The organism is Micromonospora sp. AB353, from assembly GCF_049538395.1.
GTDB classification, from domain to species: Bacteria; Actinomycetota; Actinomycetes; order Mycobacteriales; family Micromonosporaceae; genus Micromonospora; species Micromonospora aurantiaca.
In genome coordinates this window covers 23,225-46,483 of record NZ_JBMVFV010000035.1, presented here as the reverse complement: position 1 = coordinate 46,483, position 23,259 = coordinate 23,225, and the positions used below count along the sequence as shown (strand labels likewise).

The 23,259-nt window shown below is 72.6% G+C and carries 22 protein-coding genes and 1 pseudogene; 9 read left to right on the top strand and 14 right to left on the bottom strand.

Translation table 11 applies throughout. The features are described 5' to 3' along the window. Positions 1-202 precede the first annotated feature (202 nt). On the top strand, positions 203-1,768 hold the full coding sequence (locus ACPCK6_RS16410; RefSeq protein WP_423481534.1) for an FAD-binding oxidoreductase: 1,566 nt from the start codon (positions 203-205) through the stop codon (positions 1,766-1,768). A gap of 64 nt (positions 1,769-1,832) precedes the next feature. On the opposite strand, the gene ACPCK6_RS16405 is transcribed toward ACPCK6_RS16410, so the two are convergent. The 3 genes from ACPCK6_RS16405 to ACPCK6_RS16395 all read right to left on the bottom strand — a co-directional run bounded on the left by ACPCK6_RS16405 (position 1,833) and on the right by ACPCK6_RS16395 (position 4,800). Further along, the gene (locus tag ACPCK6_RS16405) at positions 1,833-2,696 is read right to left on the bottom strand and encodes an ABC transporter permease (RefSeq protein WP_318334508.1); all 864 of its coding nucleotides are present in this window, start codon (positions 2,694-2,696) and stop codon (positions 1,833-1,835) included. Further along, positions 2,693-3,691, bottom strand: a complete 999-nt coding sequence (locus ACPCK6_RS16400; RefSeq protein WP_396883733.1) for an efflux ABC transporter ATPase subunit, DrrA-related — start codon at positions 3,689-3,691, stop codon at positions 2,693-2,695. Before ACPCK6_RS16400 ends, ACPCK6_RS16405 begins: the two co-directional genes overlap by 4 nt. A gap of 287 nt (positions 3,692-3,978) precedes the next feature. Beyond that, positions 3,979-4,800, bottom strand: coding sequence for an NAD(P)H-binding protein (locus ACPCK6_RS16395; RefSeq protein WP_135240680.1), 822 nt, complete (start codon positions 4,798-4,800; stop codon positions 3,979-3,981). Between the two features lie 154 nt (positions 4,801-4,954). Here ACPCK6_RS16395 and ACPCK6_RS16390 point away from each other — a divergent pair, with 154 nt between their 5' ends. Genes ACPCK6_RS16390 through rdmE form a run of 4 tightly spaced genes read left to right on the top strand, consistent with a single transcriptional unit; the run spans position 4,955 to position 9,253 of the window. Beyond that, entirely contained in the window at positions 4,955-6,100 is a 1,146-nt protein-coding gene (locus tag ACPCK6_RS16390; protein WP_423481533.1) for a class I SAM-dependent methyltransferase, read from the top strand. Further along, on the top strand, positions 6,097-6,933 hold the full coding sequence (locus ACPCK6_RS16385; RefSeq protein WP_318334512.1) for an NAD(P)H-binding protein: 837 nt from the start codon (positions 6,097-6,099) through the stop codon (positions 6,931-6,933). The genes ACPCK6_RS16390 and ACPCK6_RS16385 overlap by 4 nt, the downstream gene beginning before the upstream one ends. Positions 6,934-6,941: 8 nt before the next feature. Beyond that, positions 6,942-7,691 (top strand): class I SAM-dependent methyltransferase, encoded by a 750-nt coding sequence (locus ACPCK6_RS16380; RefSeq protein WP_396883730.1) that lies wholly within the window; start codon positions 6,942-6,944, stop codon positions 7,689-7,691. Beyond that, positions 7,688-9,253 (top strand): aklavinone 12-hydroxylase RdmE, encoded by a 1,566-nt coding sequence (gene rdmE, locus ACPCK6_RS16375; protein ID WP_423481532.1) that lies wholly within the window; start codon positions 7,688-7,690, stop codon positions 9,251-9,253. Before ACPCK6_RS16380 ends, rdmE begins: the two co-directional genes overlap by 4 nt. Positions 9,254-9,310: 57 nt before the next feature. Here rdmE and ACPCK6_RS16370 read toward each other — a convergent pair whose 3' ends face one another. Genes ACPCK6_RS16370 through ACPCK6_RS16355 form a run of 4 tightly spaced genes read right to left on the bottom strand, consistent with a single transcriptional unit; the run spans position 9,311 to position 14,302 of the window. Beyond that, the gene (locus ACPCK6_RS16370; RefSeq protein ID WP_423481531.1) at positions 9,311-10,579 is read right to left on the bottom strand and encodes an activator-dependent family glycosyltransferase; all 1,269 of its coding nucleotides are present in this window, start codon (positions 10,577-10,579) and stop codon (positions 9,311-9,313) included. A gap of 10 nt (positions 10,580-10,589) precedes the next feature. Then, positions 10,590-12,740, bottom strand: a complete 2,151-nt coding sequence (locus ACPCK6_RS16365) for a P450-derived glycosyltransferase activator (protein WP_423481530.1) — start codon at positions 12,738-12,740, stop codon at positions 10,590-10,592. After that, entirely contained in the window at positions 12,740-13,816 is a 1,077-nt protein-coding gene (locus ACPCK6_RS16360; RefSeq protein ID WP_318334516.1) for a methyltransferase, read from the bottom strand. The genes ACPCK6_RS16365 and ACPCK6_RS16360 overlap by 1 nt, the downstream gene beginning before the upstream one ends. Positions 13,817-13,864: 48 nt before the next feature. Beyond that, positions 13,865-14,302: a SnoaL/DnrD family polyketide biosynthesis methyl ester cyclase gene (locus ACPCK6_RS16355; RefSeq protein WP_135240688.1), complete on the bottom strand. Its 438-nt coding sequence runs from the start codon at positions 14,300-14,302 to the stop codon at positions 13,865-13,867. A gap of 194 nt (positions 14,303-14,496) precedes the next feature. Between ACPCK6_RS16355 and ACPCK6_RS16350 the strand changes: the two genes are divergently transcribed. Further along, positions 14,497-15,351: a class I SAM-dependent methyltransferase gene (locus ACPCK6_RS16350; RefSeq protein ID WP_396883726.1), complete on the top strand. Its 855-nt coding sequence runs from the start codon at positions 14,497-14,499 to the stop codon at positions 15,349-15,351. Here the strand turns inward: ACPCK6_RS16350 and ACPCK6_RS16345 are convergent. From ACPCK6_RS16345 to ACPCK6_RS16325, 5 genes are read right to left on the bottom strand one after another with little or no spacing between them, the layout of a single operon-like run. Next, positions 15,330-16,298, bottom strand: a complete 969-nt coding sequence (locus ACPCK6_RS16345; RefSeq protein WP_423481529.1) for an acyltransferase domain-containing protein — start codon at positions 16,296-16,298, stop codon at positions 15,330-15,332. The genes ACPCK6_RS16350 and ACPCK6_RS16345 overlap by 22 nt on opposite strands. Beyond that, positions 16,295-16,549: an acyl carrier protein gene (locus ACPCK6_RS16340; RefSeq protein WP_396883724.1), complete on the bottom strand. Its 255-nt coding sequence runs from the start codon at positions 16,547-16,549 to the stop codon at positions 16,295-16,297. Before ACPCK6_RS16340 ends, ACPCK6_RS16345 begins: the two co-directional genes overlap by 4 nt. 24 nt (positions 16,550-16,573) lie before the next feature. Next, positions 16,574-17,782 (bottom strand): ketosynthase chain-length factor, encoded by a 1,209-nt coding sequence (locus ACPCK6_RS16335; RefSeq protein WP_423481528.1) that lies wholly within the window; start codon positions 17,780-17,782, stop codon positions 16,574-16,576. Beyond that, positions 17,779-19,047 carry a beta-ketoacyl-[acyl-carrier-protein] synthase family protein gene (locus ACPCK6_RS16330; protein ID WP_423481527.1) on the bottom strand — a complete coding sequence of 423 codons (1,269 nt, stop codon included), beginning with the start codon at positions 19,045-19,047 and terminating at the stop codon, positions 17,779-17,781. The genes ACPCK6_RS16335 and ACPCK6_RS16330 overlap by 4 nt, the downstream gene beginning before the upstream one ends. Beyond that, positions 19,044-19,349 (bottom strand): antibiotic biosynthesis monooxygenase family protein, encoded by a 306-nt coding sequence (locus tag ACPCK6_RS16325; protein WP_135240694.1) that lies wholly within the window; start codon positions 19,347-19,349, stop codon positions 19,044-19,046. Before ACPCK6_RS16325 ends, ACPCK6_RS16330 begins: the two co-directional genes overlap by 4 nt. A 169-nt stretch (positions 19,350-19,518) precedes the next feature. On the opposite strand from ACPCK6_RS16325, the gene ACPCK6_RS16320 reads away from it, so the two are divergent. Both ACPCK6_RS16320 and ACPCK6_RS16315 read left to right on the top strand, forming a co-directional pair. Next, positions 19,519-20,304 (top strand): SDR family NAD(P)-dependent oxidoreductase, encoded by a 786-nt coding sequence (locus ACPCK6_RS16320; RefSeq protein WP_423481526.1) that lies wholly within the window; start codon positions 19,519-19,521, stop codon positions 20,302-20,304. Positions 20,305-20,314: 10 nt separating this feature from the next. Continuing rightward, positions 20,315-21,253 carry an aromatase/cyclase gene (locus tag ACPCK6_RS16315; protein WP_423481525.1) on the top strand — a complete coding sequence of 313 codons (939 nt, stop codon included), beginning with the start codon at positions 20,315-20,317 and terminating at the stop codon, positions 21,251-21,253. A gap of 59 nt (positions 21,254-21,312) precedes the next feature. Here the strand turns inward: ACPCK6_RS16315 and ACPCK6_RS16310 are convergent, their stop codons facing one another. Further along, on the bottom strand, positions 21,313-22,062 hold the full coding sequence (locus ACPCK6_RS16310) for an SDR family NAD(P)-dependent oxidoreductase (RefSeq protein WP_396883720.1): 750 nt from the start codon (positions 22,060-22,062) through the stop codon (positions 21,313-21,315). A 35-nt stretch (positions 22,063-22,097) separates the two neighbouring features. Next, the gene (locus tag ACPCK6_RS16305) at positions 22,098-22,529 is read right to left on the bottom strand and encodes a nuclear transport factor 2 family protein (protein WP_318334522.1); all 432 of its coding nucleotides are present in this window, start codon (positions 22,527-22,529) and stop codon (positions 22,098-22,100) included. Between the two features lie 113 nt (positions 22,530-22,642). On the opposite strand from ACPCK6_RS16305, the pseudogene ACPCK6_RS16300 reads away from it, so the two are divergent. Then, positions 22,643-22,993 (top strand): annotated as a pseudogene (locus tag ACPCK6_RS16300) (class I SAM-dependent methyltransferase); the annotation flags it as partial. Positions 22,994-23,259 lie beyond the last annotated feature (266 nt).

Genomic DNA, 23,259 nt, shown 5'->3' with positions numbered 1-23,259 from the left:
GCCGCGGCTGTAGCCGTTCTCGAGCCGGCCCGCCTAGCGTCGGCTCGACCAGCCGCGCCGGTCGCGGCGGGCACAGGGACAGGGGGGCCGGCTGTGCGGATCCGACAAGCGGCGGAGGCGGCTGCCGGGCCACAGGCCCCGGTCGCGGTCGTCGACCGGCCCGGCACGGGCGGCGGACGGCACGTACCCGTCGAGGTCGTCGGTGCGTGAGCGGATGACCCGGCGAGGGCTGTTCGGCCTGACCGCGGCGGCCGGCGGCGCCGGCCTCGCCCGGTGGGACGCCCCGGGGGACGCCGTCCCGTTCGGCCCGGTCACGGTGCCGCCCGGTGACCCGCGGTACGAGGAGCTGACCACCCGGGCCTACAACGGCCGGTACACGGGCCGGCCGGCTCGGGTGCGACTGGTCGGCACACCCGAGCAGGTGGCCGACGCGGTCGGTGAGGCTGTTCGCGACGGGCTGCGGATCGGCGTCCGCAGCGGCGGGCACGGCTTCGCCGACGTGCCGGACCATCCGGACGTGCGGGTGCTGATCGACGTGTCGCAGATGAACGCGATCGGCTACGACCCCGAGCGGAAGGCGTTCGTGGTGGAGTCCGGCGCCACGCTCGGGCAGGTGTACCGGACGCTGTTCCTGGGCTGGGGCGTGACCCTGCCCGGTGGCACGTGCCCCGACGTGGGGATCGGCGGGCACGTCGCCGGTGGCGGCTACGGCGCGCTCTCCCACCGGTACGGCGCGATCGTCGACCACCTGGAGGCGGTCGAGGTGGTGGTGGTCGGTGCGTCCGGCCGCCCCCGCACCGTGATCGCGTCACGTGATCCCGGCGACCCGAACCACGACCTCTGGTGGGCGCACACCGGTGGCGGCGGCGGCACCTTCGGCGTGGTCACCCGCTACTGGTTCCGCTCGCCGGGGGCGAGGGGCGCGCCGGCCACGCTGCTGCCGAAGCCGCCGGCCTCGCTGCGCCAGGCGATGGTGGCGTGGCGGTGGGACGACGTCGACGAGGTGGGGTTCGCCCGGCTGCTGACCAACTACACCGACTGGCACGCGGCGCGGCCCGACGCCGACCTGCACGCCGGTCTCAGCCTCCTGCACCGCGCGACCGGCGAGATCCGGCTGGACGTGCAGACCTCCGGTGACGACCCGGGCGCCGTGGCGTTCGTGGACGACTACGTGGCGGCGATCGGCGCCGGGGTCGGTGCGGAACCGGCGGTGCAGGCGTTCACCTGGCCGTGGCTGCGCGCCACCACGTCGTCCTATCCGGGCCTGAGCCGCTACCGGATGAAGTCGAAGTCGGCGATGCTGCGGCGGCCGTGGACCGCGGGTCAGATCGCCACGATTCACCGCTTCCTGCAGCGCGGGGGCCCGGAGTTCTACGGCGCCGGGGCGTACCTGAGCAAGTTCGGCGGGCGGATCGGGCGGGTGCCGGCCGACGCGACCGCGATGCCGCACCGGGACGCGCGGCTGAGTTCGTTCTTCGAGACGGCGTGGCTCGACGAGGCCGAGGACGCGACGCAGCTGGCCTGGGTACGCGACCTCTACCGCGAGGTGCACGCCGACAGCGGCGGGGCGCCGGTTCCCGGCGAGGCGTACAGCGGGGCGTTCGCGAACTACCTCGACACCGATCTGGCCGACGAGGCGCTCAACACGTCCGGTACGCCGTGGCACGAGTTCTACTACCGGGACAACTACCCCCGCCTGCAGCGGGTGAAGGCGCGCTGGGATCCGCGGGACGTGTTCCGGCACCGGATGTCGGTCCGGCCGGCCTGACCGGCCGGGCGCCGCTCTCGCCGGGGTTGGGGGCCGACGGCGAGAGCGGCTGCTCCCGAGGGCCTCAGCGGCCCTTCCGCCGGTGGTACGCGGCCATCGTCAGCGGACCGAAGACCAGGACCAGGCCCACCGAGATGCCCACCACCCAGGCGATCTGCTCGACGGTGGCGTCGCCGTGCATGAGCCCGCGGGCGGCGGTGGCCGCGAAGCTCATCGGGTTGGCGTCGGCGATGATCTGCATCCACCGCGGCATGGTCTCGGTCGGCACGAAGATGTTGCTGGTGAAGACCAGCGGGAAGACCACGATCATGCTGGTCGAGGCGACCGTCTCGGGCGCCTTGGCCACCACGCCGAGGGTGGTGAAGATCCAGCTCACCCCGAACGCGAACAGGATCAGCACGAGCACCGCGAAGATCGTCCCGGTCAGGCTGCCCCGGAATCCGAGCAGCACGCCGAGCGTGATGGTCAGGGTGAGCGCGACCACGTAGCGGAACATGTCGGCGAGCAGGCTGCCGACGATGGTGGCCGGCTGCCAGAACGGCAGCGTGCGGAACCGGTCGAAGATGCCCTTGGTGATGTCCGTGTTCAGGGCCGTTCCGGTGTAGACGGACATCATGACCACGGTCTGCACCAGGATGCCGGGCAGGAACAGCTGGAGGTAGTCGCTCGTCGACCCGCCGATCGCCCCGCCGAAGAGGTGGGTGAAGACCAGCAGGAAGATGAACGGGAACAGGATCATGTCGACGAGCTGGGCCGGGTGGTGCCGGAAGGTGGCCAGCGCCCGCCAGAGGTGGGTCAGCGACGCGGCCAGCGGCCCCGGTCGCGGTGGCCGCGGGTACGCGGTCAACGACCGCCGCAGCACGTCCTCCAGGACCGCGGACGGCTGCTCGGCGGGAACGCCGGCGGGGGTCTCGGTGGTGACGCTCATGCGACGTTCTCCTTCTGCGGCGTCTCGGCGGCGGGCGTGTGGTCCGCGTCGACCTTGTGCCCGGTCAACGCCAGGAACACCTCGTCCAGGCTGGGCTGGCCGAGCGAGAACTCGCTGACCCGCAGGCCCGAACGGTTGAGGCGGATCAGGGCCTCGGCGGCGGCGTCCGGGTCGTCGACCCGGGCGGTGAACGCCGCCGGGTCGGCCGCGTACTCCACTGTGGTGCCGAGCACCGCGCCCAGCATCTCTCCGGCGCGGGGCCGGTCCTCCGGGCTGACCAGGCGAACGTGCACCGCCCCACTGCCGACCGACGCCTTCAGCTCGCCCGGCGTGCCCTCCGCGATGATCTTCCCGCGGTCGATCACGGCGATGCGCTGGGCCAGTTCGTCGGCCTCCTCCAGGTACTGGGTGGTGAGCAGCACCGTGGTGCCGACCGACACCAGCGCGCGTACCGCGTCCCAGACCTGGAGGCGACCCTGCGGGTCCAGCCCGGCGGTCGGCTCGTCGAGGAACAGCAGCTTGGGCGCCACCACGATGCTCGCGGCGATGTCCAGCCGCCGCCGCATGCCACCGGAGTAGCCCTTCACCAGGCGGTCCGCCGCATAGGCGATGCCGAACGCCTCCAGCAGTTCGCCGGCCCGGCGACGGGACTCGGACCAGGAGTGCCCGAGCAACCGGGCCACCAGGACCAGGTTCTCCTCCCCGGTGAGGCCCTCGTCGACCGAGGCGAACTGACCGGTGAGGCTCACCAGGCGGCGCACCGCCTCACCCTCGGTCGCCACGTCGTGTCCGAACACCCGGGCCGTGCCGCCGTCCGGCTTGAGCAGCGTGGCGAGCGTGCGGATCGTGGTCGTCTTGCCCGCGCCGTTGGGACCGAGGAAGCCATAGATCATGCCTTTCGGCACGTTCAGATGGACCCCGTCCAATGCGCGAACCGTCCCGAAGACCTTGACCAGGCCCTCGATCTCGATCGCGGAATCCGACTGTGCTTTCAATTCCCTCTCCCCTGGGCACGATGATGGTTGCCACGAATCCGGGCAGGATTGACCGCCAAGGCCAATGGCCGATTCGGTCGAGCTCACCGTACACCAGGGACAGAGGAGAACGCACATGGAAAATATTGCTATTCCAGGCTTGACAAGTCGCCGAATATGCTGTCAAGCCCTTGATGAAACCGCAGGTCAAGGGCGAGGCTACATTCGCCTTGACATCGCCGTCGACAGCTCGATCCGACCGGGAATCAATTGCGTCCCCATTGACGCGACGTCATGTCGTCCACGAATCAGCGGAAGTCGTCCACATGGTCACGAGCCCACTGCGCAAACGTGCGACCTGGCCTTCCGACGACCTCGGCGTAGTCACCGCTGACCGCCGGCGGCTCTTTCTCCCATTCCACGAAATAGCCCAGGATGTGATCGGCGATGATCTCCGGCCACCCCTCGCGCAGCATGTTCTCCCGCGCCTGCTCCGGGCTCAGCTCCTCGATGCGGATCGGCCGCCCCAGCGCCGCGCCGATCGCCTCGATCTGTGCGCGCTGCGTGACCTGCTCCGGTGCCGTCAGCTCATAGGTCTTACCGACGTGCCGGTCCTCGACCAGCGCCCGGACCACCACGTCGGCGATGTCCGCCTCGTGGATCGGCACCGCCGGCACGTCCAGGTACGCGCTGCGCACCACACTCTCCGCCCGGATCGACGGGCCCCACACATCGATCTTGGTGGTGGCGAACTCGCCCGGCCGGACGAAGGTGAACTCCAGTCCGGAGTCACGCACCGCGCCCTCGACCGTGTGGTAGGGCCGCCCGGACGAGGAGAGCACCACGATCCGCCGCACGCCTGCCTCACGCGCGATCGCCACCACCTCCTCCGGCCGGTCGAGCACCCCGTCGCCGTTGATCGAGATGAGGTACATCCGCTCGACGCCGGCGAACAGCGCCGGCAGCGTCTCCGGCCGGCCCAGGTCGCCGGCGACCACCTCGGCGCCGTCCGGCAGCCCGGCGGTCCGCGGGTTACGGCTGGAGGCCCGTACCTTGTGCCCCTCCGCCAGCAGTCCGGCCACCGCCCGGCGTCCCACACTGCCGGTCGCGCCGGTCACCAGAATCGTCATCGCGTCCTCCTCGGTCGGTGCTCCAGGGCCACGGCGATCCTGCGGCGCACCGGTCGAGTCCGGCTCGAAGCGCGCGCGACGGTCCACCGGTCCTCCACGGCTTCTCGAGCCGCGACGCACACGATCGGGACCAGTCGACGAAAGAGGGACGCCCGTGGAACACCTGTTGGCGCTCGCGGCCGGCAGCGAGCAGGAGAGCCGGGCCGTGCTGACCGAGGACGACGCCGCTCTGCTGCTCACCGAGATCGCCGGCCGGGCCACGCTGTTCGACGGGCCGCCCGAGCCGGTGACGGTCCAGATCGACCTCGGCACAGCCGGCAAGCAGCTCGGCTACCTGGTCACCGTCGGGCCCGGCGGGAGCACCGTGGAGCCGGGCTGGTCGGCGGACGCGCCCGCGCGGATCCGGCAGGATCTCGCCGAACTCCTGCACGCCGTGTACGGGCTCCCCGGTGGTGGTCACGCCACCCGGGAGATCGAGCTGATGCCCGCCCCGCCGCCGGAGGAGGTCGACCCGGCGGCGGTGTTCCGGCGCCGCCGCGCCGCCGCCCTGGCGGTGCACCAGCTGGTCAAGGCATCCTCGGCGGAACCCGCCGACCTGGACACCCTGGCCCTGCGGTTCGGCTCGGACAAGTGGGGCGACCACTGGTACACGCCGCACTACCAGCGCCACTTCGCGCCGTACCGGGAGGACCGGATCCGGCTGCTGGAGATCGGCGTGGGCGGGTACGACGCCCCGGACCAGGGCGGCGAGTCGCTGCGGATGTGGAAGCACTACTTCCGCCGCGGACTCGTGCACGGCCTGGACATCTTCGACAAGTCCCGGATCGACGAGCCGCGGCTGCGGACCCACGTCGGTTCGCAGGCCGACCCCGTCTTCCTGGCCGGGCTAGCCGCACGGATCGGGCCGCTGGACGTGGTGATCGACGACGGCAGCCACCTCAGCGCCGACGTGATCAGCTCGTTCCGCACCCTGTTCCCGCTGGTCCGCCCCGGCGGCCTGTACGTCATCGAGGATCTGCAGACGTCGTACTGGACCGGCTGGAACGGCGGCCACCCGGAGTCCGGGCACCCGGACACCTCGCTCGGTTTCCTGCGGACCCTGGTCGACGCCCTGCACCACCAGGAACGCCTCGACGTCCCGGCGGCCGAACTGGATCGCTGGGTCGGTGCGCTGCACGTCTACCACAACATCGCCTTCATCGAGAAGCGCCTCAACGCAGAGCAGGGGTCGCCGGCCTGGATCCCACGCGACCTCGACCCGTCGGTGTGGATGTACCCCCAGCCGGAGGAGGAGAAGTGACGATCCTGGTGACCGGAGCGACCGGAAGCGTCGGCCGACACGTCGTCGGCGAACTGCTGGACCGGGGCGAACGGGTGCGGGCGCTGACCCGCACCCCGGAGACCGCCGGCCTGCCCGAGAAGGCGGAGGTGGTACGCGGCGACCTGCTGCGCCCCGAGACGCTGGAGCCGGCGCTCGCCGGGGTGACCCGGCTGTATCTGTTTCCGGTGCCGGACACCGCCGAGCAGTGCGTGGACCTGGCCGTACAGGCCGGCGTCGAGCGCGTCGTGGTGCTCTCCTCCGACGCGGTCAACACCCGCTACGAGGTGGCCGGGGACAGCATCGACGACCACGAGAAGGTGGAGAGCGCAGTGGAGCGCTCCGGCCTGGCCTGGACCTTCCTGCGACCTGTCGCGTTCGCCGGCAACACGCTGTTCTGGTCGCACTCGATCCGCGCCGAGAGCGTGGTGCGGGCCGCGTACCCGCAGGCGGCGCAGGCGCTGGTGCACGAGGCCGACATCGCCGAGGTGGCGACGGCGGCGCTGCTCAGCGACGCCCACGACGGCAAGGGCTACACGCTCACCGGCCCCGAGGCGGTGACCCAGGTGGCGCAGGTCCGGGCGATCGCGGACGCGATCGGCCGGGAGGTCCGCTTCGAGGAGATGACCCCGGAGGCGAAACGGGCCGAGATGCTCCAGTACCTCCCCGCCGACTCGGTCGACATGATCCTCGGCTACTTCGCCATCGCCGAGCGGCATCCCGACCCGGTCACCGACGCGATCGAACGGGTCACCGGCCATCCGGCCCGCAGCTTCGCCGACTGGGCCGTCGACCACGCGGACGCGTTCCGCTAGGAGGACAGATGTACGGAGCCGACCTCGCCGAGGTCTTCGAGCTCATCCACCAGGGCCGGGGGAAGGACTACCTGGCCGAGGCCACTGACGTCGCCGAGCGGATCCGCGCGCGCACGCCGGGGGCGGACTCGCTGCTGGATGTCGCCTGCGGTACCGGATCCCACCTGCGGGCGTTCGCCACGCTCTTCGGTCACGTGGAGGGCCTGGAGATCTCCGAGCCGTTCGCGCGGCGGGCCGAGAAGGCGGTCCCGGGGGCGACCATCCACGTCGGTGACATGCGGGACTTCGACCTGGGCCGCCGGTTCGACGCCATCACCATCATGTTCGGCTCGATCGGCTATCTGCGATCGGCCGAGGAGCTGACCGCCACGCTGCGGGTGTTCCGGCGGCACCTGGTGCCGGGCGGCACGCTGGCCGTCGACCCCTGGTGGTTCCCCGAGACCTACCTGGACGGGTACGTGTCCGGCTCGCTGATCGAGGTCGACGGCCGGACCATCGCCCGGGTGTCGCACTCGTGCCTGGAGGGCGACGCCTCGCGGATGGACGTGCACTACGTCGTCGCCGGCCCGGAGGGCGCCCGGCACTTCGTGGAGAACCACCTGATCCGGCTGTTCAGCCGGGAGCGGTACCTCGCCGCGTTCGCCGAGGCCGGCTACCCGGACACCACGTACATCGAAGGGCTGAACTCCGGCCGAGGCCTGTTCGTCGCCACCCGCGACCGCGACCCCGGCGGAGCGGACGAGGGAGGACCATCGTGACGGACGAGACGACCGACGTACTCGTCGTGGGCGCCGGCCTGGCCGGCCTCTCGGCGACGACGTTCCTGGCCCGGCGCGGTGTCCGGGTGCGTCTGGTGGAGCGGCACCCGGGCACGTCCCTGCACCCGAAGGCGGCGGGTCAGAACCCGCGCACCATGGAGCTGCTCCGGATGGGGGGCGTGGCCGACGAGGTCGCGAGGGCCGGCGACATCCGGGGCGCCACCGGCGACTTCACCATCCGCATCGTCGAGACCGTGGGCGGCCCGGTGTTGCACTCGTTCGCCGAGAGCGTCGCCGACATGGTCGCCGCGACCGCACCGTGCACCGCCGAGGGCTGGGGCTTCGCCTCGCAGGACGCGGTCGAGCCGATCCTGCTGGAGGCGGCCCGCAAGTTCGGCGCCGTCGTGGAGTACGGCACCGAGATGGTCGACTTCCACCAGGACGGCCAGGGGGTGGAGGCGGTGCTGCGCCGGGCCGACGGCGCCACCGACCGGGTCCGCGCCCGCTATCTGGTCGCCGCGGACGGGCCGGAGAGCGCGGTACGGGAGCGGCTGGGCATCCCGCGCACCGGGTACGGCACACTGTCCCACTTCGTCGGGATGATCTTCGAGGCGGACCTGTCCGACGTGCTGCCGCCCGGCTCGACCGGCTGGTACTACATCCAGAACCCCGCGTTCACCGGCAACTTCGGGCCGACCGACAAGCCGAACCGGCACACGTTCTTCGTCGAGTACGCGCCCGACCGCGGCGAGTCGCCCGACGACTTCACGCCGCAGCGCTGCGTCGAGCTGATCCGGACGGCCGTGGACCGGCCGGGGCTGGAGCCGGCGCTGCTCGACGTCCAGCGCTGGGGCATGGCCGCCCTGGTGGCGGAGCGGTGGCGCGAGGGCCGGGTGTTCCTGGCCGGGGACGCCGCGAAGGTGACTCCCCCGACCGGCGGCCTCGGTGGCAACACCGCCGTCGGCGACGGGTACGACATCGCGTGGAAGCTCGCGGCGGTGCTCGACGGCACGGCCGGCGACGGGCTGCTCGACTCGTACGAGGCGGAGCGCCGGGCCGTGGCGCACCTGGTCGTCGACGAGTCGTACGCCGTCTACGTCCAGCGCATGGCGCCCCACCTGGCCGGCACCGCCCCGGCCGGGGTCGGCTACAACGAGGTGATCCTCGGATTCCGCTGCCTGTCCGGCGCGGTGCTCCCCGAGCCGGACGACGACGGCGCGCGGGTCGAGGATCCACTGCGGCCGAGCGGGCGGGCCGGCTTCCGCGCGCCCCACGTGTGGATCACCCGGTCCGGCGCGCGGGCCTCGAGCCTCGAACTGTTCGGTGACGGGTGGGTGCTGATCGCCGGGGACGAGGCGTGGCGGGGCACCGGCGAGCCGGTGACCGTGCACGTGGTCGGCGCTGATCTGCTCGACCCCGAGGGCGAGATGCGCGACCGCTACGGCATCGGTGCCGCCGGCGCGGCGCTGGTCCGCCCGGACGGCATCCTGGCCTGGCGCACCTCGGCGCCGTACGACCCGGCCACGCTCGGCGGCGTGCTGGACCGGCTGCTGTCCCGCTGACCCCCGCGACACGTGAGCCCCGACCCGGCCGGGTCGGGGCTCACACGTGCCGGGCGCCTATCGTGTCCGGTGCCTGGTGGTGAGGCGCTCCAGCTCCGGCACGACCTCGACCGGGCTCGGCGTCTCCGCCATGGTCCGGCTCAGCGCGCCAGCGCTCTCGGCGAACGACGGCTCGTCCAGGATCCGCACGAGATCCGCGCGCAGCCGGGCCGGGCTCAACTCGAACGACGGCAGGAACCGGCCGGCGCCGAACGCCTCCAGCCGCTGGGCCCGGTAGATCGCGTCCCACATCCAGCCCATCGCGACCTGCGGCACCCCGTACGCCGCGGCGGTCGCCCAGGTGCCGGCGCCGCCGTGGTGCACGATCGCCGCACAGCTGGGCAGCAACGCGTGCAGCGGCACCCGGTCGACCACCCGGGTGTTCGCCGGTACCGCCGGCACGTCCGCGAGTTCCTCCTCGCTGAGCAGCGCCACCGCCTCGATGTCCAGATCCTCGATGGCCGCGAACAGGTCGGCCACCCGGACGGCGTTCGGGAACGACGTCTGCCGGATCGTCTCGCCGAGGGTGAAGCAGACACGCGGCCGCTCCGGGTCGGCGCGCAGCCAGTCCGGAACCACGGCCGGCGTGGGACCGTTGTACGCGACGTAACGCATCGGCACGGTGGGCAGGCCCAGCTCCAGGCGTACGCCCGGCGGCATCTGGTCGATCGTCCAGTGCCCGGTGACGATCTCCTCGTCGAACCGGCAGCCGTGCCGGTCGAGCACCAGCGACAGCCACTCGGCCAGCGAGTCGTCCCGCTGCTCCTCCGGCAGCTCGGCCAGGCGGCCGAGCATCGCCGCGCGGACGCCGTAGAACGTGTCCGGGAAGGACAGGATGCGGGCGCTGGCCGCGCCGCTGGCCCGGGCGGCGACCGCGCCGGCGAAGGTGAACAGCTCCCAGATCACCAGGTCCGGCTGCCAGTGCCGGGCGTACGCGACCAGCTCGTCGACCATCGAGTCGTTGTTGATCTGGGCGTAGTACGTGGCGGTCAGCAGCGAGTTCGAGGCGATCATGAACTCGGCGTCGAGGTGTTCCGGCCGGTGCTCCAGGAAGTCCGGAGCCGAGTGGTGGGCGTACATCCCGGCGCCGACGTGCCGGGCCACCTGCTCCATCTTGTGGTCGTCACCGACCGGCACGGCGGTCAGCCCGGCCCGCACGATGCTCTCGGTGAGCGCCGGCTGGCTGGCCACCCGTACCTCGTGCCCGGCCGCGCGCAGCGCCCAGGCCAGTGGCACGGCGCCGTTGAAGTGCGCGTCCATCGCGAAGGACGTCAGGAGAATCCGCATCGCCGCCGCCTCAGGACCCGGTCACCGGGAACCGGAGCACACCGCGAACCACTGGCGAGCGCAGCCTGCGCACCACCCGTTCCCGGTACGTGATCCCGATTCCGGACTCGGCGAGCGACCGCACCGCGGCCTCCGCCTGTACCCGGGCCAGCGGCAGCACCAGACCCGCGTAGCCCCCCTCGGCCGGATCGAGGACCGGGCCGGGCTCGCGGGACAGGTCGAACCGGTCCGGCTCGGTGAAGACGCCCGGATCCCGGTTGGCCGCGCCGATGGCCACCACCACCTGGCCGTCCGCCGGTACGGCGGTCCCGGCGTACTCGACCTCCTCCTCCGCGATGCGGTTCTCCAGCCGTATCGGCGGCGAGTAGCGCATCGTCTCGGCGACCGCCGCGGCGGCCAGCTCCGGCTCGGCGCAGACCCGCTGCCACTGCTCGGGGTGGTCGAGCAACGCCTCCACCGTGTTCGCGGTGAGGGTGGTCGCCACCTCGACGCCGGCCACCGCCAGGAGCACCGCCACGGCGAACACGTCCGCGTCCGGCGCGTCCGGCCGCAGCGGGCCGAACGTGTCCGGCCCGGCGAGCAGGTCACGCAGCTCGCGGACCGCGGCGAGCACGGCGCGCGCGTCCGGGTACCGCGGCGGGCACAGACCGGCGTCGAGCGCGACACCGGCGTCGCGCACGAGCGCCGCGAACCGCTCCCGCTGTTGCGCCGGCACGGCCAGCAGGTCCGCCACCAGGTCCGTGACCGCCGGCCGGACCACGTCGTCGACCAGGTCGAACTCGGCCGGCAGGCCGGCCCGGCGGCCGGCGACCAGATCCGCCGCCGCCTTGCGGTGCTCCTCCACGCCCGGCGCGCCGAGCACCGGCGCGAACAGCCGTCCCCAGCGGTCGTAGTCGGCACGGCCGGCGTTGAGGAACGCGTCGTCCAGCGGCAGGACGTGGCACAGCTTCGGGTTGTCCCAGACGTCCTGGAACAGGTGTTCCTGCGCGGCCGGGCCGCCGCGGTGCCGCGGCTGCAACCGCGCGTCGGCGAGGATCCGCCGGGCCGTCTCGTGCTGCCCCGTGACCAGCGCGCCGGCCTCGCTGCGGTGCAGTGCGCCCTGCTCCCGCAACCGGGCGTCGACGGACACCGGATCCTGCGCCTCGGCGCGCAGCAGCAGGGCGTACGGGTCGCCCCGGGTGCCGTAGATGAACTGGAAGCCCCGGATGGTGAGCAGGTGCCGGCCCAGGTCGCCGGCGCTGACCTGCGCGGTGGGCGCCTCCGGCCGGGCCACCTCGGGCCGCAGGTGCGCCAGGACGGCGTCGGCCAGCGGCCGGTGCACGGCGCTCGGCAGCGCGTGCCCCATGCCCTTGATCTCCACGAGCCGGGCGCGCGGGATCAGGTCGGCCAGGTGCCGCCCGTGCGGCGGAGGCGCGGCCGGGTCGTTCGGCGCCTGGATCACCAGGGTCGGCACGTCGAGACCGCGCAGCTCGGCGCCGCGGCTGCGGGGCGGCAGGCCGACCAGGTAGTGGGCGATCGGCTCCTCCCACGTCCCGGCGTGCTCCATGGCACGCTCCTCCCAGGTGCGGTACTCGGCCTCGTCGAACGGCACGCCGTCGCCGTTGAGCAGCCGCCACTTGCCGACCTGTTTGGCCAGCATGCTCTCCCGATCGGTGGCGGGCTGCTGCACGTGGGCGAGCATGTCGAGGAAGCGCTGGGTGGGCACGGGCAGGCCGTCGACTGTCGACTCGCCCCGGAACGCGGCCTCGATCCCGGCGTCGAAGTCGACGTCGAGGGCGCCGCCCAGCATCAGCGTGAGGCTGCGCACCCGGTCCGGGTGGTTCAGCGCCATCACCTGGGCCAGCGAAGCGCCCATGGACAGGCCGAGGACGTGCGCCGCCTCGACGTCCCAGGCGTCGAGCACGGCGACCGCGTCCGCGGCCAGGTCGTCATAGGTGTACGGGTGCTCGCCGTAGTCGCGCCGCGTCGACCGCCCGGTGTCGCGGTGGTCGTACCGGATGACGTGCAGGCCGCCGGCCGCCAGCGTCTCGACGAACTCGTCCGGCCAGCCGTACGCGGACAGGTTGCCGCCCATGATCAGCAGAAGGGCCGGGTCGGCGGGGTCACCGAAGTCCTGGCTCCAGATCCGCACGTCACCGGCGGTTGCCACTCGTTCTGTCATCAGGTTGCTCCATCGGGGGCGAGAGTGAGCAGGGACAGGTCGAACGGGACGGACGGGGACGCCACCTTGCGCGCCGACTCGACCACCAGCCCGGCCGAGGCGGCGAAGGTGGACCACTCGTCCCGGGTACGCAGACGGCCGCCGAGAAACACCAGCATCCGCAGGTCGAGCAGGGTGAACTGCTCGTTGGAGGCGTCCTCGGGCAGGTCGTCCCGCTCCAGCACGAGGATCCGGCCGCCCGGCTCGAGCGCCTCGGTGCACCGCAGCAGGATCCGGCGGGCGTCCTCGTCGGACCAGTTGAGCAGCACGAAGGACAGCGCGATCACGTCCGCGCCGGTGGGTAGCGGCTGGAAGAAGTCACCGGCCACCGCGTCCAGCCGGCCGGCGAGACCGGCCGCCTCGAAGTTCGCCCGGGCCCGGGCCGCCGGCAGCGGCAGTTCGACGAGGGTGCCGGTGACGTGCGGCGCGGTCCGGGCGATCGCGGCGAGGAAGCCGCCGACTCCGCCGCCCACGTCCATCACGTGCTTCACGCCGCTCCAGTCGTACGCGGCGGCCGGCTCGTCGTAGACGACGTCCTGGTCACAGGCCATCAGCTCGTCGAACGACTCGGCCAGCTCCGGCTGGGCGGTCAGGTCGTCGTAGAACGACCGGCCGTACACCGTCTCGTAGCTGGGCCGGCCGGTGCGGACCGCGTCGAGCAGGCGGAAGAACGCCAGGTCGGCCCGGGAGACGGCGTTGGTGAGGTCGAACCAGGCCCGCTGCTGGGCCGGGTGGTCCTCGGCCAGCAGGCGGCCGACGGCGGTCGGTTCGATAGTGCCGTCCGGCGCCTCGGTGAACACGCCCACCGCGACGAGGTGCCGGATGATCCGCAGCAACGCGTTGGGATCGGCGCCGGCCGCCCGGGCGAGCGCCGCCGGGGTGCGTGCCCCGGCGGCGATGTGGTCGACGAGCCGAAGCGTGGCGGCCACCCGGACCGCCATCGGGGTGTGCAGGCCGCCCAGCCGCAGCAACGTGTCCAGCTCGTTCATGGACGGCCGGGCGGTGGCCGCGGGCACGGCCGTGTCAACGTCGGGCATGAGCCCAGCTCCTCCGGATCTCGGTGGGGGAAGGACGCGGGCCGCCGGTCACGGGCGCCATCCGTCGCCGGCCGGCCACGGCTCGGCGAGCTGCCGGTAGGTGCCGATGTAGTCCGGCCAGTCCCGGTGGTCCCGGATCTTGCCGTCGACGATCCGGATCAGGTGGATCTGCTCGCCGGAGAACCTGCGGCCGGTCGCCGGCATGCTGACCAGGTCGCCGATCTGCCGCCCGTACAACACCAGGCGGGCGCGGACCCAGTTGCGGTTCTCCTCGTAGCCGATCTCCTCCAGGTACGCCTCCTCGGAGAAGGTCATCTTCAGCCACTTGACGGCCAGCACGAACGCCTCCGGGCCGAGCAGGTCGTTGAAGTGCTCCATGGCGCCCGGGTTGAGGTACTCGGGGTGGATGAATTCCGCCGCGTCGTCGGTCTTTCCGGTGTTGTACGCGTTCACCATTCGCTTGACGACTTCGATCTGTGCGCTCACAGTTACTCCCAACGGGCCGCCGATGAATTGAGTAATCAAATTATCGAGCGTCCGGAGCGCAGCGGCAAGGCGCTTCCGGGCGGCTCGGGCAATTCCATAGCCAAATTGCAGCGCCGCTCGAACGGCCCTTTAGTGAGCCTCCAGACCGGCGCGGTTGGCTGCGCGGGGACAGGGCTGCACAACCAGGAGGATCAGTGGACGACACCGCATACAAGACGACAGTCGCCGCCGCGTTCGACCGGGCGGCGGCGAGCTACGACCGGCTCGGCGTCGAGTTCTTCACACCGATGGGCGCGCGGCTCGTCGAACGCGCGGATCCCCGACCTGGCCAGCGCGTTCTCGACGTCGGATGCGGCCGCGGCGCGAGCCTGTTCCCGGCCGCCGAGCGGGTCGGCGCCCAGGGCCGGGTGGTCGGCATCGACATCGCGCCGGCGATGGTCGGGCACACCCGCGCCGAGGCCGCCCGGGCCGGGCTGCGGCACGTCGAGGTACGCGAGATGGACGGCGAGCACCCGGATTTCCCGGATGCCTCCTTCGACCTGGTCCTGGGCAGCTACAGCGTCATTTTCATCCCGGACGCGCCGCAGGCCATGGCACGCTATTCCCGACTGCTGCCCCGCGGCGGGAAAATGGCATTCACGAGCCCGGTCTTCACCACCGACACATTTCCTTTCCTGCCGCCGATGTTCACTCCGCTCATCGACCGGGAATTGTTGCGCCGGCTGCCGGAGCAGTGGCAGCCGGACGCGCTGCGCCGCCGGTTCAACAGCTGGCTGCAGGATCCGGAGGACCTCCGCTCCACGATGCACGCCGCCGGTTTCCGCACCACCGAGGTGGTCGACGAGCCGGTACGCCTGGTCGCGGAGAGCGGCGCCGCGTGGGTCGACTGGTCGCACACCCAGGGCATGCGGCTGCTCTGGCAGCATCTTCCGCCGGCCGAGGCCGCCGCCCTGCGCGACCGGCTGATCCCCGCGCTGGACGCGCTGCGCGACGGCGACGGCCCGGTCCGGATGGACGTCCCGGTCCGCTACGTGATCGCGGAACGCTGACCCAGCGCCGTCCGGGCCGCCGCCACGGCACGCCGGTCCGCCTCCGCGCCCGCGGGGCGGGCCGGCAGCAGCGACACCACCCGGGCGCGACCGGCCCGGACCGCCGGATGGCGACGGGCGATCTGCGCGAGCGTCTGCCCCGGGCCGGTCTCCACCACGACCCGCGCGCCGTCGCCCAGCAGACGGTCCAGCGCCGGCCAGAACCGGACCGGCTCCACCGGGTGGCCCGCCCAGTAGGCGGGATCGGTGGCCGTCGTGCCGAGCGGCTCGCCCGTGTATCCGGAGTAGAGCGGCACACGGGGCGGCGCCACCGGCAGCCCGGCGACCATCTCCTCGGCGCCGGCGTTCGCGGCGGCCAGCGCCGGCGAGTGGAACGGCGTCCGCGACGGCACCGGGTGACACCTCAGACCGGCGGCGCGCAGTGCCGCCGCCACCTCGCCGAGAGCCGGCTGCGGGCCGGCCAGCACCACCTGGCGCGGCGCGTTGTACGCGCCGACCACCACGTCACCGATGAGGAACGGGTGTACCCGCTCGGGCGCGGCGGCCACCGCCAGCATGCCCCCGGCCGGGGCGTCCCGGGCCCGCCGTACCCGGTCCCGCACCAGCCGCACCGCGTCCGGTAGGCGGAAGACGCCGGCGAGCACGGCTCCCACCAGTTCGCCCAGACTGTGCCCGAGCAACGCGCCGGGCCGCACGCCCCAGCTCAGCACCAGCCGAGCCAGGGCGTAGTCGACCGCGAACAGCAGCGGCTGGGCCCGGGCGACGTCGTCGATCGGCGTACGCGGCACGGCGGTGAGCCAGTCGTGGCGCAGGCACGGCTCGGCGAAGAGTTCGAGCACCTCGTCCATCGCCGCGGCGAAGACCGGCTCGGCCGGATAGAGACCGGCGGCCATCCGTTCGTGCTGTGCTCCCTGGCCGGGGAGCAGGAAGGCGGTCCCGGGACTCATCCGGACGCCAGGCGCGCGTTGACGAAGCGCACCATCTCGTCCGGGGTCCGCAGCCCGGCCACCCCCTCCTCCGGCAGCGTCACCCCGTAGTCGTGCGACAGGCGGCTGGTCACCTCGAGTACGGCGAGCGAGTCGTATCCCAGGTCCGCGAAGTCCGCGCCGCCGACATCGTCGGCGAAGGTCACCGACTCGTCCTCACCGGCGCACTCCCGCATCACCCGCATCAGCTCCGGCACCGTCAACTCAGCCATGTCCCTGCCTCTCTCTCCCTGTCGTTAGCGCCGGACCACCATGGCGCTGTTGAAGCCGCCGGCGCCGCGCGCCAGCACGAGGGCCGCCCGCCCCCGCACCGGCCGGGGCGCGCCGGTCACCAGGTCCAGCGCGTAGTGGTCCGGAACGTCGATCGCCGGCGCGGTCGGGGGCACCTGCCCCTCCCGCAGCGCGATGAGGGCCGTGACCACGTCCAGCGGCGCGGCTCCGGCGGCGAGCCGGCCGGTCCGGGCCTTGGGCGCGGTGACCGGCACCCCGCGCGGGCCGAAGACCTCCTCGATCGCCCGGGCCTCGGCGGCGTCCTCGTCCGGCGTACCGGCGCCGTCGGCCATCACCATCGCCACCTCGTCCGGCCGGACCCCCGCGTCGGCCAGTGCCGTGTCCATCGCGCGGCGCAGGTTGGACGGGCGGCCGGTGCCGGGGGCGGGGTCGAACGAGGCGCCGTAGCCGGCGATCTCGCCGTACCGGGGCGCGCCGCGACCGGCCGCGTCCGTCGCGGACTCCAGCACCAGCAGCGCGCCGCCCTCGCCGGGTACATAGCCGCCGGCCGCCCGGTCGAACGGCAGGTAGGCCCGGTCCGGCCGGTTCCCGGTGGCGAGGCGGCCGGACGCCAGGTGTGCGGCCAGCCCGTACGGGCACAGCGACGAGTCCACCGCGCCGGTCAGCACCGCGCGGCTGCCCTTGCGGATCTTGCGACGGGCGTGCGCGATCGCGTCGAGCCCGCCCGCGTCGTCGGTGACGAACACACCGACCGGTCCGCGCATGTCGTGCCGGATCGCCAGCTGGCCGGTGTTGACCGCGTAGAACCAGGCGAACGACATGTAGGTGCTGACGAACCGGCGTCCCCGTCCCCACAGCTTCTCCAGCTCCCGCTGGCCGAACTCGAAGCCGCCGGCCGAGCCGGCCGTCACCACGCCGAGGTCGAGCGGGGACAGCGCCGTGGTGTCCAGGCCGGCGTCGTCGAGCGCCCACCGGGCCGCGGCGAGACTGTACCGGGTCATGACGTCGGTCTGCGGCAGCAGCCGTCCGGGCACGTGCGCGACGGGGTCGAACCCGGGAACCTCCCCGGCCAGCCGGCCGGGATAGCCGTCCGCCTCGAACCGGGTGATCTCGTCGATGCCGTTGTCCCCGGCCAGCGCCGACCGCCAGTGCGCGTCCCGTCCGAGGCCGTGCGGCGACAGCACGCCGACGCCGGTCACCACCACGGCTGTCATGCGGCCCCGCCCGGCACCCGGCGCAGCACCATCGCGCTCTGGAACCCGCCGAACCCGCTGCCCACCGTCAGCACCGTGCGGACCGGCTGCTGCCGGGCCACCAGCGGGACGTAGTCCAGGTCCAGCTCCGGGTCGGGGTCGTGCAGGTTCGCCGTCGGGGGCACGAACCCGTGCTCGATCGCCAGCGCGCTCGCCACCACCTCGATCGACCCGATCGCGCCGAGCGAGTGCCCGATCATCGACTTGATCGAGCTGATCGGCGTGGCGTACGCGTGGGGGCCCAGACTGTGCTTGAACGCCGCGGTCTCGTGGATGTCGTTCTGCCGCGTCGCCGTGCCGTGCGCGCTGACGTAGTCGACCTCCCGGGGTGCGGTGCGCCCCTCGTCGAGGGCGGCGGTGACGGCCGCCGCGAGTTCCCGGCCGTCCGGCCGCAGCCCCGTCATGTGGTAGGCGTTGCTGCGCGAGGCGAAACCCGTGATCTCGGCGTAGATGTGCGCCCGCCGGCGCATCGCCGACTCCATCTCCTCGACCACGAGCGTCGCCGCGCCCTCCCCCAGCACGAAACCGTTGCGGGTGCGGTCGAACGGACGGGAGGCGTGCTCCGGGTCGTCGTTGCGCGGGGAGGTGGCCCGGATCGCGTCGAAACAGGCGACGGTGATGGGAGTGATGGGCGCCTCGGTGCCGCCGGTGACCATCGCGTCGACGGTGCCCTCCCGAATCAGCTCGCAGGCGTACCCGATGGCGTCCAGGCCCGAGGTGCACCCGGCCGAGACGGTCGTGGCCGGGCCCTCCGCCCCGGCGACGCGGCACGTCTCGGCTGCGAGCGAGCTGGGCACGAAGTAGTCGTAGAGGTACGGGCTGGCACGGCGGTGGTCCACCAGCCACCTGCGGCCGGCGTCGCTCATCGCCACGTACTGCTGTTCGAGCTTCTCGGTACAGCCGACCGCGCTGCCCATGCTGACCCCGACGCGGTGGGCGTTGCTCTCGGTGATCTCCAGTCCGCTGTCGGCCAGCGCCTCACGGGTGGCCACCACGGCGAACTGCGCCGCCCGGTCCAGCCGGTGTGCGTCCGCCTGGCTCAGGCCCTCCTGGCGCGGGTCGAAGTCGCACTCGGCGGCGATCCGGGACCGGTAGCCGGCGGCGTCGAACAGCGAGATGGCGCGGGTCGCGGTGCGCCCGGCGAGCAGTTGCTCGCGGAACGCCTTGACGCCGGTCGACCCGGGTGCCACCACGCCCATGCCGGTGACCACGACACGCCGGGTCACGGCGTCACCGTGCGGCTCTGGCGGCACGTGTACAGGTTCGGCTCGCCGGTGCTCAGCGCGCGCAACGCGGCCTGGTGCGGCGTGAACTCCGGCCGGGACACGGCCCGCCGGAACGACACTGCGTCCCGCCAGTGCGCGACGTTGACGTAGCTGCCGGGGTCCTCGGTGTGACGCAGCAGCGTGTGGCCGAGAAAACCGGGCTGCTCGCCGAAGTACGCGCTGGTCTCGGCGAAGGTCTTCTCGAACTCCTCCGGTGTGCCGTGCACGGTGAACCTGTTGACGAAAACCACCGGACCGTCCATGTCAATCTCCTCGCGCAAACGCTTGACCATCACGGTCGAATCTGCTCTGAGGCTGTCGGACCGATCTCGCAACCCACTCAACAAACGGCTGACCCGCCGGCTGTCGAGCACGTCTCGAGCCGCCACTGACACCGTCGGAATCCCCACAGCGAGGAGAGGGGTTCGCGAAGTGACGGGAAACGACGATCGGATCGCCCTGGTCACGGGCGCCACCAGCGGCATCGGGCTGGCGATCACGGAGCTGCTCGCGCGGCAGGGCATGCGCGTGTTCGTCTGCGCCCGGGACGCCGCACGGGTGTCGCTGACGGTCAAGCGGCTGCGGGAGGAGTCCCTGGAGGTCGACGGACAGGCCGCGGACGTGACCGAGCCGGACCAGGTCCGGGCGTTCGTGGCCGCCGCGGTCGACCGGTTCGGGCCGGTGGACGTGCTGGTCAACAACGCCGGACGCAGCGGTGGCGGGGTCACCGCGCGCATCACCGACCAACTCTGGGCGGACGTGCTGGCGACGAACCTCACGAGCGTCTTCCGGATGACCCGGGAGGTGCTGACCGAGGGCGGCATGCTGGCGCGCGGCAGCGGCCGGGTGATCAACGTGGCGTCGACGGCCGGCAAGCAGGGCGTGGTGTACGGCGCACCGTACAGCGCGTCCAAGCACGGCGTGGTCGGCTTCACCAAGGCGCTCGGGCTGGAACTGGCCAAGACCGGGATCACCGTGAACGCGGTGTGCCCCGGGTACGTGGAGACCCCGATGGCCGAACGGATCCGCCAGGGATACGCCGACTTCTGGGAGACCACGACGGACGCGGTCCGGGAGCGCTTCGAGGCGAAGATCCCGCTCGGCCGGTACAGCACCCCGGCCGAGGTGGCCGGCCTGGTGGGTTACCTCGTGTCGCCGGCTGCGGCGCCGGTGACCGCGCAGGCGATAAACGTCTGCGGCGGCCTGGGCAACTTCTGAAGGGGGACCGATGGCACATCACATGGAGCACCGGATCACCGTGGCCGCGCCGCCGCACGCCGTCTTCGACCTGGTCGCCGACGTCCGGCGCTGGCCGCACGTCTTCCCGCCCACCGTGCACGCCGAGCAGGTCGAGCGCCTGGCCGACGGCGAGCGGATCCGCATCTGGGCCACCGCGAACGGGCAGCCCAAGACGTGGCTGTCCCGCCGGCGGGTCGACCGGGAGGGCCTGCGGATCGCGTTCCGGCAGGAGGTGTCGCAGGCGCCGGTGGCCGCGATGGGCGGCGAGTGGATCTTCACTCCGGCCGGCGCCGGCTCCACCGAGGTGCGGTTGCTGCACGACTTCGACGCCCTCGGTGACGATCCGGACGCCGTGGACTGGATCCGCCGCGCGGTGGACGGCAACAGCGACGCCGAACTGGCGGCGCTGCGGGCCGCCGCCGAGCGCGACGACACCGAGGATCTGTACTCGTTCGACGACACGGTGACGGTGCGGGGCGACCAGGCCGACGTCTACGGGTTCCTCAACGAGGCGGACCGGTGGCCGCAGCGCCTGCCGCACGTCGCGAGGGTCGGCCTCCGGGAGGAGACGCCCGGCCTGCAACTGCTCGACATGGACACCCGTACCGCGGACGGGAACACGCACCGGACCACGTCGGTCCGGGTCTGTGTCCCCGACGAGCTCATCGTCTACAAGCAGTTGCGCACCCCGCCGCTGCTGTCGCTGCACACCGGCCGGTGGTCGCTGCGCGAGGCGGGCGGGACACTCATGGTCACCTCCACCCACACCGTGGTGATCCGTCCCGAGGCGGTGCCGGAGCTGCTCGGCGCGGACGCCACGATGGCGCAGGCCCGGCAGCGGGTACGGCAGGCGCTCGGCGGCAACAGCCGTGCGACGCTGCAGCGCGCGAAGGAGTACGCCGAGGCACGGTTCGCCCGGGCACGCTGACCGGGCGGGCGGCCCCGGGCCGGGGCCGCCCGCCCGGATACGCGACGCGGCGTCGCGGATCAGGTGACCGAGAGGGCGCCGTCCACGGTGAGCACCGTGCCGTTGAGGTACGCGGCGTCCGGCTGGGCGAGCCGGTGGATCCAGTCCGCGACCTCCTCCGGCCGGCCCACCCGGCCCACCGGCACCCGGACCGCGATGTGCTGCAGGAAGCCCTCGTACTCGGCCGCGGACATGCCGGCGCGTACACCGACGCCGGTGTTCACCACGCCCGGAGCGATGCCCACCACCCGGATGGCCCGCGACGCCAGCTCCACCGCCCAGGAGCGGGTGAGCGAGTCCAGCGCCGCCTTGGTCGCGGCGTACACCGCGTTCTGCGGTGCCGCGCGCAGCCCGAGAGCCATCGCCGAACCGACGTTCACGATCGTCCCACCGGACTCGGTCAGGGCGGTGAGGGCGCACTGGGTCAGCAGGATGGGCGCCAGCACGTTCGTCTCGAACTGGACCCGGACCGCCTCCGGATCGAGGTCGGACAGCGCGCCGAAGACGCCCACCGCCGCGTTGTTGATCAGGACGTCCACCGCCCCGAACTCGAGCAGGGCCCGGTCCACCACGATCTTCCCGGCGTCCGGACCGGTGATGTCGGCCACGAGAGTGGTGATGTTCGGATACCCCGTCGCCGTCTCCGCCAGCGGCTCCGGCGACCGGCCCACCACGAGGACCCGGGCACCCCGGTCGGCGAAGGTCCGCGCGACCGCCCGGCCAATCCCGCTGCCACCTCCGGTGATGATCACCGCTTGTGATGTCGTCATGGCCTGAACGTAAGGTCGCCGACTCAAGGCAGGCTCTACGGACGGTCGTCCCGGGTGACCCGCCGTTCCCGGACCTTCAGCACGCCGTTCTCCCTGACCAGCACGTCCTCGCAGACGCACATCAGGTGCAGGCGCGGCTGCTCGTCCCGCCGCGTCGCGATGATCTGGGTGTAGCTGCGGACCGTGAGGGCGCCGTCGCTCCGGACCGTCACCGCCGGCATCAGCACACAGTGCCGGTGCACCTCACCCTTGCCGGCGAGTTCCGCCGCGGAGCGCCGGACCCCGGCGGTCAGTGCCGCCCGGCCACGGACCGGCTCGGGCAGCGACGGGGGCAGGAACGTCCCGTCCTCGGTGAACGTCTCCGCCCACCCGGCCGCGTCACCCGCGTCCAGCAACTGCATGTGGTGGGCGTAGAAGCTCTGCACCTCGGCGTAGAGGGTGGCGTCGATGCCGGCTGCGGTCGTCACGTCGTTCTCCTTCGTCCGGTCGGGCCTCCAGCCTCACCCGGGTGCTTCGACGGATCGTCCAGGCCCGCTCGAGCACGGGTGGCCAGGATCGGGTCGGGGAAGGGAGGCCCAGCATGTACGGAGCCGAGCTGGCCGACGTGTACGAGGCCGTCTATCGCAGCCGCGGCAAGGACTGGAACGCGGAGGCACTGTTCATCGCCGAGCTGATCCGGGACCGGTTCCCGGCGGCGGACTCGCTGCTCGACGTCGCCTGCGGCACCGGGGCCCATCTGGCCGGTTTCGCGAAGCTGTTCGGCCGGACCGAGGGCCTGGAGTACGCCGAGGCGATGCGGGCGGTCGCCGAGCGCCGGCTGCCCGGGGTGCCGCTGCACGCCGGCGACATGCGCGACTTCCGGCTGCCCGCCCGGTTCGATGCGGTGACCTGCATGTTCACCGCGATCTCGTACGCCGGCACGCTGGCGGGGATGCGCGCGACGGTCCGCTGCATGGCCGCGCACCTGGTGCCCGGCGGCGTGCTGGTGATCGAGCCCTGGTGGTTCCCCGAGAAGTTCATCGACGGCTACGTCTCCGGCGAGGTGGTGCGTGACGGTGACCGGACGATCGCGCGGGTCTCCCGGTCCACGAACGAGTCCGGCGTGACCCGGCTGGAGGTCCGCTACGTCGTCGCCTCGGCGGCCGGCATCACCCAGTTCACCGAGGTCGACCGGCTCGCGTTGTTCACGCTCGACGA

What these genes read in the sequence shown, in the direction of transcription:
- ACPCK6_RS16315 (WP_423481525.1), top strand. Translation starts at nt 20,315, where the DNA reads ATGGCACATCACATGGAGCACCGGATCACCGTGGCCGCGCCGCCGCAC.
- ACPCK6_RS16310 (WP_396883720.1), bottom strand. Translation starts at nt 22,062, where the DNA reads ATGACGACATCACAAGCGGTGATCATCACCGGAGGTGGCAGCGGGATT.
- ACPCK6_RS16405 (WP_318334508.1), bottom strand. Translation starts at nt 2,696, where the DNA reads ATGAGCGTCACCACCGAGACCCCCGCCGGCGTTCCCGCCGAGCAGCCG.
- ACPCK6_RS16380 (WP_396883730.1), top strand. Translation starts at nt 6,942, where the DNA reads ATGTACGGAGCCGACCTCGCCGAGGTCTTCGAGCTCATCCACCAGGGC.
- ACPCK6_RS16325 (WP_135240694.1), bottom strand. Translation starts at nt 19,349, where the DNA reads ATGGACGGTCCGGTGGTTTTCGTCAACAGGTTCACCGTGCACGGCACA.
- ACPCK6_RS16335 (WP_423481528.1), bottom strand. Translation starts at nt 17,782, where the DNA reads ATGACAGCCGTGGTGGTGACCGGCGTCGGCGTGCTGTCGCCGCACGGC.
- ACPCK6_RS16345 (WP_423481529.1), bottom strand. Translation starts at nt 16,298, where the DNA reads ATGAGTCCCGGGACCGCCTTCCTGCTCCCCGGCCAGGGAGCACAGCAC.
- ACPCK6_RS16360 (WP_318334516.1), bottom strand. Translation starts at nt 13,816, where the DNA reads ATGCCCGACGTTGACACGGCCGTGCCCGCGGCCACCGCCCGGCCGTCC.
- ACPCK6_RS16365 (WP_423481530.1), bottom strand. Translation starts at nt 12,740, where the DNA reads ATGACAGAACGAGTGGCAACCGCCGGTGACGTGCGGATCTGGAGCCAG.
- ACPCK6_RS16340 (WP_396883724.1), bottom strand. Translation starts at nt 16,549, where the DNA reads ATGGCTGAGTTGACGGTGCCGGAGCTGATGCGGGTGATGCGGGAGTGC.
- ACPCK6_RS16370 (WP_423481531.1), bottom strand. Translation starts at nt 10,579, where the DNA reads ATGCGGATTCTCCTGACGTCCTTCGCGATGGACGCGCACTTCAACGGC.
- ACPCK6_RS16395 (WP_135240680.1), bottom strand. Translation starts at nt 4,800, where the DNA reads ATGACGATTCTGGTGACCGGCGCGACCGGCAGTGTGGGACGCCGGGCG.